Origin of the sequence: Streptomyces sp. CMB-StM0423 (genome assembly GCF_002847285.1) — a bacterium.
Taxonomy (GTDB): Bacteria; Actinomycetota; Actinomycetes; order Streptomycetales; family Streptomycetaceae; genus Streptomyces.
The window spans coordinates 7,678,456-7,692,206 of the sequence record NZ_CP025407.1 but is presented as its reverse complement, the minus strand read 5'-3'; the positions used below and the strand labels follow the sequence as shown (position 1 = coordinate 7,692,206).

Annotated in this window: 11 protein-coding genes, 1 tRNA gene and 4 pseudogenes; 7 read left to right on the top strand and 9 right to left on the bottom strand. The window is 69.7% G+C overall.

Annotation, left to right across the window (positions count from 1 at the left end; all coding sequences use genetic code 11):
• Window positions 1-84: 84 nt before the first annotated feature.
• From CXR04_RS33355 to CXR04_RS33325, 5 genes and pseudogenes are all read right to left on the bottom strand, one after another.
• A complete protein-coding gene (locus tag CXR04_RS33355) occupies window positions 85-1,404 on the bottom strand; it encodes an epoxide hydrolase family protein (RefSeq protein ID WP_101425920.1) in 1,320 nt (439 codons plus the stop codon).
• 161 nt (window positions 1,405-1,565) lie between these two features.
• Window positions 1,566-2,408, bottom strand: coding sequence for an alpha/beta fold hydrolase (locus tag CXR04_RS33350; RefSeq protein ID WP_101425919.1), 843 nt, complete (start codon window positions 2,406-2,408; stop codon window positions 1,566-1,568).
• A 570-nt stretch (window positions 2,409-2,978) separates the two neighbouring features.
• Window positions 2,979-3,704 (bottom strand): NADPH-dependent F420 reductase, encoded by a 726-nt coding sequence (locus tag CXR04_RS33340; protein ID WP_101426733.1) that lies wholly within the window; start codon window positions 3,702-3,704, stop codon window positions 2,979-2,981.
• Window positions 3,704-4,813 carry an LLM class flavin-dependent oxidoreductase gene (locus CXR04_RS33335; protein ID WP_234380619.1) on the bottom strand — a complete coding sequence of 370 codons (1,110 nt, stop codon included), beginning with the start codon at window positions 4,811-4,813 and terminating at the stop codon, window positions 3,704-3,706. Before CXR04_RS33335 ends, CXR04_RS33340 begins: the two co-directional genes overlap by 1 nt.
• Window positions 4,814-5,455: 642 nt before the next feature.
• A pseudogene (locus CXR04_RS33325) lies at window positions 5,456-5,674 on the bottom strand (DUF5655 domain-containing protein); the annotation flags it as partial.
• Between the two features lie 237 nt (window positions 5,675-5,911).
• Here CXR04_RS33325 and CXR04_RS33320 point away from each other — a divergent pair.
• Window positions 5,912-6,448 (top strand): MarR family winged helix-turn-helix transcriptional regulator, encoded by a 537-nt coding sequence (locus tag CXR04_RS33320; RefSeq protein ID WP_101425918.1) that lies wholly within the window; start codon window positions 5,912-5,914, stop codon window positions 6,446-6,448.
• The gene (locus CXR04_RS33315) at window positions 6,445-6,828 is read left to right on the top strand and encodes a hypothetical protein (protein WP_101425917.1); all 384 of its coding nucleotides are present in this window, start codon (window positions 6,445-6,447) and stop codon (window positions 6,826-6,828) included. Before CXR04_RS33320 ends, CXR04_RS33315 begins: the two co-directional genes overlap by 4 nt.
• Before the next feature lie 182 nt (window positions 6,829-7,010).
• Here the strand turns inward: CXR04_RS33315 and CXR04_RS35010 are convergent.
• A tRNA-Ile gene (locus CXR04_RS35010) sits at window positions 7,011-7,076 on the bottom strand.
• Between the two features lie 126 nt (window positions 7,077-7,202).
• Between CXR04_RS35010 and CXR04_RS35005 the strand changes: the two genes are divergently transcribed.
• The 3 genes and pseudogenes from CXR04_RS35005 to CXR04_RS36275 all read left to right on the top strand — a co-directional run.
• A complete protein-coding gene (locus tag CXR04_RS35005) occupies window positions 7,203-7,361 on the top strand; it encodes a hypothetical protein (RefSeq protein WP_159072422.1) in 159 nt (52 codons plus the stop codon).
• A gap of 426 nt (window positions 7,362-7,787) precedes the next feature.
• Window positions 7,788-9,218, top strand: coding sequence for a hypothetical protein (locus CXR04_RS33305; RefSeq protein WP_101425916.1), 1,431 nt, complete (start codon window positions 7,788-7,790; stop codon window positions 9,216-9,218).
• 61 nt (window positions 9,219-9,279) lie between these two features.
• Window positions 9,280-9,526 (top strand): annotated as a pseudogene (locus tag CXR04_RS36275) (two-component sensor histidine kinase); the annotation flags it as partial.
• Here CXR04_RS36275 and CXR04_RS33295 read toward each other — a convergent pair.
• Window positions 9,523-9,735, bottom strand: a pseudogene (locus CXR04_RS33295) (MmyB family transcriptional regulator); the annotation flags it as partial. The pseudogenes CXR04_RS36275 and CXR04_RS33295 sit on opposite strands and share 4 nt — an antisense overlap.
• A 42-nt stretch (window positions 9,736-9,777) precedes the next feature.
• On the opposite strand from CXR04_RS33295, the pseudogene CXR04_RS33290 reads away from it, so the two are divergent.
• Together CXR04_RS33290 and CXR04_RS33285 are read left to right on the top strand one after the other, a co-directional pair.
• Window positions 9,778-9,999: pseudogene (locus CXR04_RS33290) on the top strand ((R)-mandelonitrile lyase); the annotation flags it as partial.
• 584 nt (window positions 10,000-10,583) lie between these two features.
• Window positions 10,584-11,612 carry a 3-oxoacyl-ACP synthase III family protein gene (locus CXR04_RS33285; protein WP_101425915.1) on the top strand — a complete coding sequence of 343 codons (1,029 nt, stop codon included), beginning with the start codon at window positions 10,584-10,586 and terminating at the stop codon, window positions 11,610-11,612.
• A 51-nt stretch (window positions 11,613-11,663) separates the two neighbouring features.
• Here CXR04_RS33285 and CXR04_RS33280 read toward each other — a convergent pair whose 3' ends face one another.
• Window positions 11,664-12,230, bottom strand: a complete 567-nt coding sequence (locus tag CXR04_RS33280; protein WP_101425914.1) for an MOSC domain-containing protein — start codon at window positions 12,228-12,230, stop codon at window positions 11,664-11,666.
• 96 nt (window positions 12,231-12,326) lie between these two features.
• Window positions 12,327-13,751, bottom strand: coding sequence for a nitroreductase family protein (locus CXR04_RS33275; protein WP_101425913.1), 1,425 nt, complete (start codon window positions 13,749-13,751; stop codon window positions 12,327-12,329).

Here is a 13,751-nt window from a genome sequence, read left to right as displayed (position 1 = left end):
ATGCCACGAGGGCGGCGACGGTGGAGGTGTCCTCACCTCCACCGCCGCCGCCCTCGCTGCGGCCCGTTCGCCGCGGGGGGCGGCTTACTTGACCAGTCGGGCGAACTTCCTGACCTCCTGGGTGAACAGCCGGGGCTGCTCGAACGCCGCGAAGTGGCCGCCGTAGGGGATCTGGTCGTTGTAGTAGACCAGGTTGCTGTAGGCGCGCTCGGCCCAGATCTTCGGGCTGCGGACCAGTTCGTGGGGGAAGACGCTCAGTCCGACCGGCAGGTCGAGCTTGGTCAGCTCGGAGGCGCCGTAGTTCTGCCAGTACAGGCGGGCGGAGGAGGCGGCGGTGTCGGTGAGCCAGTACAGGGTGATGTTGTCCAGCATGTCGTTCAGTGACAGGACACCTTCGGGCCGGCCGGTGTTGTCGGTCCAGTCGAGCAACTTCTCATAGATCCAGGCGGCTTGTCCTGAGGGAGAGTCGGCGAGGGCGTAGCCGATGGTCTGCGGACGGGTCGACTGTTGCAGGGAGTATCCGGAGAGCTGGCTGAAGAAGGTCTGGATCTGGGCGAGAGCCGTCTCTTCGGCGGGAGTGGTCGTGTCGGTGACCGGCGGGCTGAAGGTGTACTCGGGGAAGTTCAGGTGCACTCCCAGCAGGCCCTTGGGCCGCAGCTTGCCCAGTTGGGTGGTGACGGCGCCGCCCCAGTCGCCGCCCTGGGCGATGTACCGGGTGTAGCCCAGGCGTTCCATGAGGGTGGCCCAGGCCGCCGCGATGCGGGCGTTGGTCCAGCCGGTGGTGGCGGGCCGGTCGGAGAAGCCGAACCCCGGCAGCGAGGGGACGACCACGTGGAAGGCGTCCTGTGGGCTGCCGCCGTGCGCCGTGGGGTCGGTCAAGGGGCCGATCGTCTTCACGAACTCCACGAAGGAGCCCGGCCAGCCGTGGGTGAGGATGAGCGGCGTGGCGTTCGTGTGCCGGGAGCGGACGTGCAGGAAGTGGATGCCCAGGCCGTCGATCTGCGTGCGGTACTGGCCCAGGGCGTTGGTCTGCCGTTCGAAGCGGCGCCAGTCGTACTGAGTGCGCCAGTACTGCAGCAGGCCGGTCAGCTTGGCGAGTTGGACGCCCTGGGAGTTGTCGGTGACGGTCTCCTGCTCGGGCAGCCGGACATGGGCCAGCCGTTGGCGCAGGTCCGTCAGCAGGGCCTCCGGGACGCGCAGGTCCAGCGGTGTGATCCGGCTGGTGGCCTTCGGCAGGTTCAGCGGGCCGACGGCGCCGGCGGAGGCGGTGGCGAGGTCCGTGCCCAGGACGGCCGGGACGGCGGTCGCCAGTCCGGCGATGGTGGTGGTTCGCAGCAGACTGCGCCTGGACGGGCTAAAGGAGGACTCGTCCGCGACCGGACCGGGGTGATGCGGTGAACGCATGGATGTGCTCCAACTTCGAAGGGGCGCCGGCCGGCGGAGTACGGGCTGCGCGCAGGGAGGTCAGTAGAGGGTGGCGGGGAGCGGGGACTTCCTTCTCCGCGGACGAGAGGCAGTGCCTGCCTCTCGTCCGCTTCACCCGCAACTGTGCTGCCGCCGCGCCGTCACTTCGTCAGGAAGTCACGCAGGGCCGCGTTCACTTCGTCTGCGTGAGTCCAGAGCAGGCCGTGCGGTGCTCCTTCGATCTCGACGTAGTCGGCCTCGGGGAATGCCTTGTGGAATCGGCGCGCGGTGGCGTCGATCGGGAGGATGTTGTCCTCCGTTCCATGGAGGATCAGGGCGGGTTTGCCGCTCGCCCGGACCGCCTCGACGTCGCCGCGGAAGTCCTCGATCCATGCCGGGACCACGGCGTATGCAGCCGCCGGTGCGCTGCCGATAGCGACATTCCAACTGCCGGTCACTACCTCCTGGCTGATACGCGTGCCGAGGTTCTCGTCGAGGTTGTAGAAGTCCTTGTAGAACTGCGTGAACCAGGCGTACCGGTCGCCCTTCGCGGTCGCGGCGATGCTGTCGAAGACCTCCTGGGGCACCCCGTCGGGGTTGTCGTCGCGGGCGACGAGGAACGGCTGGAGTGAGGCGAGGAAGGCGAGCTTCGCGACGCGCTCGTGACCGTGACGGCTCACGTAGCGCGCGAGTTCTCCGGTGCCCATGGAGAAGCCGACAAGCACGACTTCCGTCAGGTCGAGAGTCTCGAGGACCGCGTTCAGGTCGGCGGCGAAGGTGTCGTAGTCGTAACCGGTCCCCACCTTCGACGACTGGCCGAATCCGCGACGGTCGTACGTGATGACCCGGTAGCCCTGGGCCAGCAGCTCGCGCGTCTGGCGTTCCCAGCTGTGCCCGTTCAGCGGATACCCGTGGATCAGGACGACCGGCTGGCCCGAACCCTGATCCTCGTAATAGAGATCGACCGGCGTGCTGTTCTCCGTGCCTACCGTGATGTAACCCATGACCTCTTCCTTTCCTGCCGATACTTCCATTTCAGGGCCGACATTTTTGGGCCGACGAACAAATTCCGGCCACACGCTGCGAGTGGAAACAAATCTCAACGATCAGTGTGGGGGCGGAACAGTGTGTGCTTCCGAGGGCTGCTGGCGCCTCAACGAATCACCACGTGATGCGCAAGAGTTTGGGGTATCAACCCTGTGTGGCGCGCGTGACCCGTGCGAAGTCGGACGGTGTCGCCTGACGGAACACGCCACCGCTCGCTACGAATTCATCGCCATGCTTCTTCAGATGGCGATCGAACAGCGGACACAGGCACGACGGTGAGATTCTTCCCCATGCTGCCCTTGAGCGCCTCAAGCACCAGCAGCCCGGCCAGACCATGTCCGCTGAACTCATTGTCTATCTCGGTGGGGAAGAGGATCCGCTCCTCGCAGGCGCCGGAGAATCGACGAACTCGGCTCTGCCGACCGGAGATCCGTCGCTGAGATTCACGGTGTAGGAGCTGATCGGGCCGGTGAGATCCAGCCTGACCGTGACGGATGCCCCAGTTTCGTCGATCAATTCTTGAGTCATCAGGCTCTTCTTTCGTAGGAGCGATCGCGAGAGGGCGTCGCGGGCGAAGAGAGTTTCAACGGGCGCTCGAGAGGGCCGGCCGGGGCAGGGACGTCGGTGAGCGCGCGAAGGCGGTCGACGTCGACGTTGGCTCCGAACGCAGGGGTTCCGGGCTCAAGCAGGGCACCCGCTGCGAGGTTGCCGATGATGAGTGGGTGGAATCCGAGGGTGTCGATCAGCTCCGAGACGACGGCAAGGTCCTCGGATGAGTCGCCGGCAATCGCGATAGCCTTGCGGCTGAGGTGGTGTGCGGGACGTGCCTCGTCCTCAAGGTCGTGGTAGCCCATGTGGTTGAGGGCTTTCACGACGCGCGCGCTCGTAAGGAACTGCTGCACGGCAGCGCTCGACGAGGTATCGGCCGGGAGGATCTGGTCGCGGGGACCATCGACCTCCCACCAGTGGTTCATCGCGTCGATGACCAGTTTGCCTGCCAGCTTCTGGATCGGCAGGTCGCGGTGTCTACTGAGCGGGAGGGCGAGGATCACCACGTCGGCGGTCTCCGCGGCCTTGGCCGGCCACACGGCGGTCGCTCCGGGGGTGAGTACCTCGGTGGTCAGAGCGATCTTCGCGGGATCACCCGACCCGGAGATCAGGACCCGGTAGCCGGCGGCGACCGCCAGGCGGGCCAAGACGGTACCGACCTTCCCGGCCCCCAGGATCCCGATCGTTGTGACGGGGGCGGTCATCATGCCGCTCCCGCCGTGGCCGCGGGCTGTTCCGCGAGAAGCTCACGGACCCGGGGGATCACCTGGGTGCCGTACAGCTCGACCGAACGCAGCCGTGCGGAGGCCGAAACGGTGCCGGCGGCAGAGTAGATCATGTCGAACCGGCCCGCATCCAGCACCCGAATCGCGTGGGCGATCTTGGTCGCGACCGTCTCGACCGAACCGACGTAGAGCGAGCCGCGCTCCACCTCGGTGTCGAACTCCGCACGGTGGATCGGCGGCCAGCCGCGCAGGGCACCGATCCGGTCGCGGATCTCCCGGTATCCGGGGTAGAACAGCTCCTTGGCCTCCTCATCGGTCGGGGCGACGAAGCCGGGCGAGTGCAACCCGACCGGCTGTGCCGTGGTGCCACTCGCCAGGCTCGCGCGCCGGTACAGATCCACATAGGAAGCGAACCGGTCGGGGGCGCCGCCGATGACTGCGAGCATGAGCCGGAACCCGTAGTGAGCGGTGCGGATCACGGACTGCGGTGAGCCTCCAACGCCTACCCAGGTGTGGAGACGTCCCGAATCGGTCTTCGGGTACACGTCCGCCTCATGCAGAGCGGCGCGGGTGGTGCCCTCCCAGGTCACCGGCGTCTCGTCCAGGAGCCGATGGAACAGGTCGATCTTCTCCTCGAACAACACCTCGTAGTCCTTCAGGTCGTAGCCGAACAGCGGGAACGACTCGGTGAACGAACCACGTCCGAGAATCACCTCGGCACGGCCATGGGAGAGCGCGTCGACCGTGGCGAACCGCTGGAACACCCGCACCGGGTCGTCCGAGGACAGCACCGTCACGCCCGAGGCGAGCCGGATACGCTGCGTGGCGGTCGCGATGCCTGCCAGCACCGTCTCCGGGCTGGAGATCGCGTACTCAGGTCGGTGGTGCTCGCCCAACGCGACCACATCGATGCCGATTTGATCGGCCAGCACCGCCTCGGTCACCGCAGCGCGGATCGCCTGCGCGTGGGAGACGATGTCGCCCCGGTCGTTGCGGGGCCGGTCACCGAAGCTGTCGATGCCAAACTCGACATGCGAGGCATCCATCCTGTTCAACTCCTGCGACATACCGTTCCCCGGGGTGTCCATCGGCGTCACCTTCATCCATCTAGTTGACGCGTCAACCATGCCTTCACTTAGTTTATCTGTCAACTACACAACGCGACTCATGACGACACAAGTTGACGCGTCAACGCCTGAGGCCCCAGTCTAGTTGACTAGTCAACCACCTTCATCGGAAGAACCCCATGCCCGTATCCACCGCTCAGACGCCCGCAGAGGACTTGAACGTCTGGCATTCGCCTGCTGGCGACACCCCACCCGCTGCCACCATGCAGCCCAGCAGGGGGTACAACTCGGAGCCGAGCAGGCCCATTCGCCGTCCAGGCCCTCTTGGCCCTAGGGGCTGCACCTGGGGGCCCCGAGCCCGCCTCGTCCCCCTCGAACCCCTGGCCGACGACGCCTCCGGCCAGGTGCTGCGTGACGCCGCACCCGCCGCCGGCACCGCGCAGGAGGCCACCGCGCTCGGGGAACGTCTCGGCGGGCTGCCTCTCGCTCTGGAGACCGCGGGCCGCTACCTCGCCAACCCCACCAGCCGCTACCGCACCTTCACCACCTACCGGCACGCCCTTGCCACCGAGTTCGGCGACCTCGTCGGCGCCGAACATCCGCAGGAGATTGGCTGTCAGATCTCGTCTCGTGAACAAAGCCAAGGCAGGCGGCGGCATCCGATCAGGCCGCCGCGTAGCTCGCCCGGAACAGATCCTGCGCCCGCTCCACGTCCCTCGGCGTGCGGAACTGCACCTCCAGATTCACCCGTCCCGTGGTGACCGGGACCGGACACGTCCCGGGTGAAGCCGGAACAAGGTCGACGTCCTTCGGGTCGGCCTTCAGATAGACCAGCACCTTGTCCTGCTGAGGCGGGATGAGGCAGGCGAAGTTCCGCAGCCGATGCGGGTGGCGCAGCCGCAGACAGGATGGACCCCCACGAGTGGGGAACCTGCGACACGATCGCAGGCCACGAACCACCAGGCACGCCAACAGGGCGCCGAGGACACCTGATCTTCCTGCACTCTCCCCGGGCCAACGCCACTGTGTACCACCCCCGATTGCCGAACACCCGCCCCGGTGACCTCGTCGAACCCAGAAACTAAACATGCTTACAGTAAACATGGATATAATCTCTCCATGCCTGCACCGACCGACCGGCCATCGCCCTCCACGGGCTTCCTGGTCTGGCACCTGAATCTCCGCTGGCGGACGGCGATCGACCGGGCCCTCGCACCGCTGGGACTGACGTCGTCGCAGTACGGCGTCCTGGCCTCGCTCTCCGCGTTCTCGGCCGGCGGAGCCCGTCCGCGGCAACGGGAACTGGCCGACTTCATCGGGCTGGAGCCGATGCACGTCTCCAAACTGACGCGGGCACTGGAGCGGGCGGGGCTAGTGGAACGCACCGACCATCCAGGCGACACCCGCGCTGTACAGCTCACCGTGACCGAACGCGGCGCCGAGGTGGTCACCGCCGCCCGTGAAGAGGTCCTCAGGGTCGAGGAACAGCGGTTGGCGCCTCTCGGCGGGCGCCGCAGCGAGCAGAGCACGGCGCTCACCGAAATGCTGCTGACACTGCTGCGCCACGCCGAGACCCTCAACAGCGACAGGGCAACCAGCGAACCGGAACAGCCGCTCTCGCACACACAGGCAGCACAGGACAAGGAGGTCTCATGAGTCTGCGAGCCAGACCAACCGCCGCCCGCAACCTGACGGTCGCCGCTCTTCTGGTCGCCGCCGCGGGGTTCGCGGTCCAGATGGCGGCCGGGGTGACGGACACCCCGACGATCCCTCCCGGCCTCGTCGCCATCCTGGCCGCAGCGGCGCTGGTCGCGTTCCTGCCCGGCCGCGGTGCACCGGTCGCCGGCCCTGTCGCAGGGATCTTCAACCTGGTCGCCCTCTTCGTGGTCAGCGCAGCGGACAGGCTCTACGAGCCAAGTCCGGCAAGCGCCTTCGTCGGAGCCTGGTTCATGGTCGTGGCACTGATCGTCGCCACCGCCGCCGGCTCAGTCGCCACCGTGCGGAACTACCGGCCGCGGCCGGCACCCGGCCGCTGAAGGCACCTCCGGGTACCCCCTCCCCGCCTCGTGAGGGGGCCCGGGCCAGAACGCGTGATCGTGTGGCGCTCCGGCCAGCAGCCGGCCAGTCAACGATCTCGGCGACCCTCCGGGGTGCGGACGCTGATGCGAACTCAGCAGGAAACCGCGGGTCGAAACGATCCCTCTGAGGGGTCTCCGGGTCGGGCGGGTGGGACTCGAACCCACGGCCGACGGATGATGAGTCTGCGGGCAGCACCGTCCGCCCGAAAGCGGCCGATCCCGGCCGTCTTCCGTTCACAACAGTTCTCCACTGCCTCGACCAAGATCAACGGACGGCGGTGCGCGTCCTCCGCGCGGGGCGCGCAGGTGTGGCGCATGGAGTGCGGCGGATAGTGCGGAACGAGCTGCAATTCACCGTCGTCGCCGAAGCAGTAGGCGGCTTCGACAGCGGCCACCAGGTCTGTGGACGCCAGTTGCTGTCGGCCAGGAGACGCCGGGAGCGGCAACACACCCTCCGCAGCTCTCACACCGGCGACGACGACGGCTCATGACGCCAGTGCCCCCAGCACGCCCCGCGGTGCGGGCCGTCGCCAGAGCGTCCAGCGAGAGGCACGCCCGGATGCGCTCGCCGCCCAGCCGGTCGGCGGGCAGCCGCATCTCGGCCCGACCGCCACCGCGCGCGGTGAGGACCAGGACGGCGTTCGCCCCTCCCGGAGCGGCGAGGAACGAAAGCAGCAGGATCGGCCCGTCGCCGAGCAGGACCCCGGTCACCTCCGCGCTACACTCCCGAGCAGATTGAGCTATTTTGTCCCTATTTATTCGCCCGCCAACCTGCCACCGACACTGAATCCCGTAGGGCCCTGAATGGCCCTACATCCTTAGGGGATAGCTGGATGACTGCCGTGACTCCGAGCACTATCCGCGCAACTCTGGTCTCCCGAGGACCGGCGCTGAGCGGCAGGCTCCTTCCCGCGACAGTGGCGGTGACGTTCGCGCTGGCACAGCTAGCCCTCGTACGCCCGGGGATGGGGCTCGGCTGGGACGAGACGGTGTACGTCAGCCAGATCAGCGGGCACGCCCCGGCGGCGTTCTTCAGCGCCCCGCGCGCTCGCGGCGTCTCTCTGTTGGTGGCGCCGATCGCGGTCTGGTCGTCGTCGACTCCGCTGCTGCGGGTCTACCTCGCCGTCCTGTCCGGCATCGGGCTCTGGCTGGCCCTGCGCGCCTGGCGCGGTCTGTTCCCCGCGAAGGTGCTCGCACTGGGCGGTGCCCTGTTCGCCTCGCTGTGGGTGACGCTCTTCTACGGCCCGCAGGCGATGCCTAACTACTGGGTGGCGATCGGGGCGCTGGCCGGTGTCGGCTGTTTCCTGCACGCCCAGGCGGACCGGACCCGGCGCGCTCCGGTGTGGGGGCTCGCGGCGGCCGCGGCGCTGATGGCGTTGATGAGGCCGATGGACGCGGCGTGGGTGGGCCTGCCGCTGCTCATGGCAAGTGCCGTCGTCCGCCGATGGCGGTACAACTGGCTGTCGCTCGCCCTCGCTGCGGGGCTCGCGGCCGGTGCGGCCGGATGGGTGATCGAGGCGTACACCGGTTACGGCGGCCTGGGCCGGCGGCTCCACGACGCCTCGCTCATCCAGGGCGGGCTGAGCTGGAACGTCGCCGTTGACGACCAGATGCGCAGTCAGAGCGGCCGCACTCTTTGCCGGCCGTGCACCGGTGGGATGCCGAATCCGGTGCTGTTCGCCTGGTGGCTCGTCTTTTCCATGCTGGCCGCGGTCGGGCTCGCAGTGGCGGTCCGGGCCCGACGCGCCGTTGGAGCCACCGCGTTGCCGCTTGCCTGCGCGGCGGCGGCCGCGTTCCCGTACCTGTTCCTGATCGGCTATGCCGCTCCCCGGTTCCTGCTGCCGGCGTACGCTCTGCTGGCGATTCCGGTCGCCTACGGCCTCGTCTCCCTGGTACGGGCCACCCCTGGCGGTGCCTGGCGGGCGACTGCGGTGACGCTGGCCGCTGTCACTCTCGCCGGGCATCTGGTGGTGCAGTTGTCCGTGCTGCACCAGACCGTCGGTCGCGCCACCGAAAGCCACCGCGACTGGGCCAGGACCGCCGCCGCACTGAACCGCGCGGGAGTCCGGCCGCCGTGCGTGCTCACCGGTGACGGGGCGATCGCGCCGCACATCCCGATCGCCTTCAGCGCCGCCTGCTCGTCGGCCGACACCGACGGGCACAACGGCAACACCACTGCGGCGGCGCTGGCTCGTGAGGCGGGCCAGATCCCGGTAGCGGTGCTTACGACCCGTACGACGCCGCCGCCGACCTTCGCCCGCGGCTGGCGGCTGATCCACGTCCACCGGCAGACCTACGCGTACGTCGGCCCGGCCGTCCAGAGGTTCAGCAGGGCCGGGAACGCTTGACCAAGCGGACGAGCAGGGGGCGATAAGCACCATGGCGAACAGGCGCAGGCTCTGACGCCCCACCGTCTACGCCAGCACCTCCCTGGAAGAAGGGCAGGCCACCCTCGACCAGGGCAACCGCGCTCTGCTGTTCGGCCTGCCGTTCCTGCTCCTGGTCGTCGTGGGGGTGACCTGGCTGGTCACCCCGCCGCGCGCTGCGACCGCCTGTCGCGGGAATCCGGGCGGAGATGGCCAAGATCAGCGCCGGTGGTGAACTCTCCCGCCGGGTGCCCGAGCCCGCCTCGTACGACCGGATCGCCCGGCTGGCTTCCCGGGTGGCGGACCAGGTGGCGAGGAGGCGTAGTCCCTCTTCGGAGGGTGAGCCGGGCTCGGCGGTGTAGATGGTGAGGGTGAGGCCGGGGGCCGCGACCATTTCCAGGCCCTCGAAGGCGAGGGTGAGGTCGCCGACGGCGTGGTGGTGGAAGCGCTTGGTGCCGGTGCCGTGGTGCCGTACGTTGTGGGCGCCCCAGCGGGTGCGGACTCCCACGTCGGCCTGCGGGGCGGCCCCGCCCCCGGCTTCGAAGGCGTCGGCCTGTGCCAGCGCCGCGGCGGGCCCGTCGAGGTCATCCGGCCGGGCGACCGCGTCCGGTTCGAGGCGGACGAGGAGCACTGGCACGGTGCCGCCCCGAACCGGCTCATGGTCCACCTGGCCATCAACGACGCCGACGCCGACGACGACCGCGTGCACTGGCCGACCCCCGTCACCGACGAGGAATACGCCGCCGCCCCGCCCACCGACTGACCCCGGACCCGGCCCGCAGCCCCACAGCCCCCTCCTTGCCCACGTCTCCCTGCGAAAGGCACACCGTGACCACACTCGCCCTCGTCGGCGCCGGGGCACCTCCCACGCCCACGAGTCGGTGATGAAGCGGCGTCGCCACATCATGAGAACCTCGTGACGATCGCCCACCACCGCGGCCACGGCGAGACGGCGGAGACGAACGACGTGATATGCCGCTCGCGGCCGTCGGGCTGCGGGACATCAACCAGGCACAGATCACCACTCGTTGCGGTAGACCCGGCGCACTCCATGGGTCCTCAACTCCAAACCGGCCGCCCCTCTCCCCATCCTCCAGGATCGCGGACCGGGCAGACGGGAGTGGCACTTCAAGTCCTGAACGGCCCGCTCACCTTCGTCTGTTGGCCATCGCCGCCCTCGGCCGACAATCTCGGTGATCGTGCCAAGCCGTCTGTGGGGCCGGTTTGGGTACCTTCCCGGGTGAACTCGCTAGAATGGCGATCTCATACGGAACGATCAACTGGCCTTGACGAGTGCCGTCCGACTCTCTGGCGTCGGGTGCCGCCGCCCCCTGCGAGGAGGCTTGGATGCCGTTCGGGATCGTCGCCATCGGCGAATCTCTCGGCGAGCCGGTGAAGATCACCGACTCCGTGGCCGAGGAGTACGCCGCCGAGAAGGACACCCTGCGGACCTGGGGCTACCGGCGCTTCCACCGCGCCGAGGACGACGTGCTGCTTACGGACCTGGCGGTGCGGGCGTGTGAACAGGCCCTCAAGGAAGCCGCGGTGGACGCCGCCGAGGTCGACCTGGTGGTGCTGGCCACCGCGGACTTCGCCGAGTACCTGTGCTGGGACGCGGCCGCCGCGGTGCAGGGCCGGATCGGGGCCGTCAACGCCGAGGCGATGGTGATCAATCAGGCGTGCAGCTCCGGGACGATCGCCTTCGACGCCGTCGCCGGGCGGTTCGCCACCCACCCGGACTACCGCAACGCGCTCATCATCTCGGCGAACCGCGTCTGCGACACGTACCAGAACCGGATGGACTCCACCGCGACCGTGCTGTCCGACGGCGCCGCGGCGGCGCTGGTGCGGCGCGGCCACGACCGGGGCCGGTGGCTGGCCACCGAGGTCATCACGGACGGCCGGTATGCCGACTTCTTCCGGATGGAAGTGGGCGGCACCGCCCGGCCCTATGGCACGCCCGGGACGTCCGGCACGCAAGGGCTGCGGGTACGCAATCCGCTCGACCGCCTCGGGGAACTGCTCGACAACGACGCCCGCCGGATGCTGGCCTTCGTCCAGAAGTTCAGCGGGAACATGCGGGTGGCGGTGGACCGCGTCTGCGCCCGCACCGGAACCGAGATCGGCGAGATCAAGCGGTTCATCCACCTCCACGACAACCAGAAGGCCGCCGCCGACATCGCCCGGGCGCTGGGCGTTCCCCGAGAACGGCTCACCGGTGAAGTGGCCATGGACCACGGCCACTTCGGCGCGGCGGACCAGTTGCTCGGGCTGCGTCGGCTCCTGCGGGCCGGCGAACTCGGGCACGGCGACCTGGTCGCCCTGACCACCCTCGGCAGCGGGATGCACTGGGCCGTCACATTGCTCCGCGTCTGAGCCGCAGGAGGCGCGGCGCCCCCGGCGCCCCGCCTCCCGCCCGACCGGCGGTCAGAACTCCCCGTCGACGGCCACGTGCACCTTGTCGCCCGTACGGACCACACCCCCGGTCACGATCTTCGCGCTCATACCGCGCAGGCGCAGCTCCCGCCCGACCCGCGAGTTGACGAACAGCACCGCACTCCATCCGAAGCGCGTCTGGAACTTGCTGCACCCGAGGTGCAGCTCGGTCGTCGCCTCGATGACCGCCGACCCGATCTGCAGCCGTGTCCCCGGGGGGATGTTCGCGACGCTCAGGTCGAGGTCGACGTAGAGCTGATCGCCGGCGAGCGGCCAGCGCCCGCGGTCCCGGGCCACCAGCGCCGCGCAGCGGGCGTTCATCACCGTGATCTGCCGGTCGACGTCGGGATCGCCGGTGATCTTGTCGCGGCTGCCGCGCCGCTGCCACATGTCGCCGACCAGTCCCTCGGAGAGGTCGAGCACCCCCTCGTCGAGCATCTCCCGCTCCCCGACCTCGGGGCGGCGGACGATCATCTCCAGGGTGCCGCTCTCCATGGGCGATGCGCGGATGTGATCGAGCCCTGCCTCAAGTTCGGCCCGCGTGAGAAGTGTCGTCATGACTGATCAACCGCCTGTCGGTCGCCGTGGCCGCACCGCGGGCGCGGGTGAAGGCCCGGCTCCGTGCGGTTCTTCCGCTCCGTTTCCCGCACGTGCTCAGCGCTCCACGCCGACGGCGATGGCGGCCAGGGCGTCCTGGGCTCCGACCGCGGCGCGCAGTTCCGAGTCGACGAACGTGAGGCCGCTGCAGGCGAGCCGCAGCGCCGTGACCGCGAGGTAGACCCGGCTCAGCGCGAAGCCGGCCGAGAGCAGCGACGCGCGGTAGGTGCGCGCGTCGGGGGCGATAGCGGGCCCGGGCGCCGGGGTCAGGAAGACCACGGCGGCGGCGTCGCGGCCGGGCTCCTGGTTCAGGCAGGCCCGGTACGTCGCGTCCCGGGCGGTGGACGCCGTACGCTCCAGGCCGCCGGATGCGCGGCAGTACACGCCGGGGGCCGACTCCGCGACGCCGTGCGCTGCGAGCCGTACCTCGTGCAGCGTGCCCGCGTCCCCCGGCATCGCCCCCGCGGCCACGTCGGTGATCCACCGGGCCGCGGTCTGCGGGACGACGGCCGCGCCATCGAGCCGGCGCGTGGTACGCCGGCCGTTCACCAGCAGCTCAAGCGTCCGGTCGCCGGCCTCGTCGGGAACCCGCACCGCCGCCCGGGCGCCCGGACGACCGCCCGCCCGGCCGCGGCGCCAGTCCTCGACCTCCGCCGCCCCGCGCAGGCTTCCCGCCTCGTGGACCGCGGCCACCAGCGGGAACTCCTCCGCGCCCGCACCGAGGTCCCCCGGGGCGGTGTTCTCTCCGCCAGCCACGGCGGGGGCACCGTCGCCCAGCACGATCAGCACCATCGGGAACTCCTCGGGCGCCCGCGCCCCGATCAGGCGGCCGACCGCCGCGTCGTCGAAGGCGGTCTCCACGCGCGCGGGCAGGCCCTGCGCCGACGCCGCAAGCACCGCGTGCGCCGCGACGCCCCCGCAGTCCCAGCCGACGTGCCGATAGCCGCGCTCGCTGTAGCGCCAACAGCTCCGCCACGGCACGCCGCTGACGACGAGAGTCGTCGCGTCGCCTGCCGCCGGCGGTCCGATCAGCGTGAGCGCGTGGGCGCGCGGGTCGTAGTGCCAGACGCCGTCGGTGAGGCCGCCGACGCCGCGGGCGCTGACGTACACCTCGTACGGGTGCCGGTTGCCCGCCGAGCCGGCGGCCCGGTAGTACTCGCCGGAGCGCGGAGAGCGGCTTTTGACGCCGGCGCACCGGGCGAGCGTCACGGACAGGTCCGCAAGGCCCGGGGGCCGGCCCGCCGGCGTCCCGGCCACATCGCTGCCGCCGAGCAGCGGTGCCGCCGCCACCGGGGCACCGGCCGCAGCCGGCAGCGCCACCCGCGGCAGGTGCTGCGGATACTCCTTGGACTGCGGCGGCCGTGTTTCCGGCAGCAGCGGGATGAAGTCCTGACGCACCCGGTCGTCGTCGACCGGCTCCAGCCAGTGCCGGTCGGTGGCGTAGGCCGTCAGCCGGTGGAATGTCTCTGCCAGCGTTTCCAC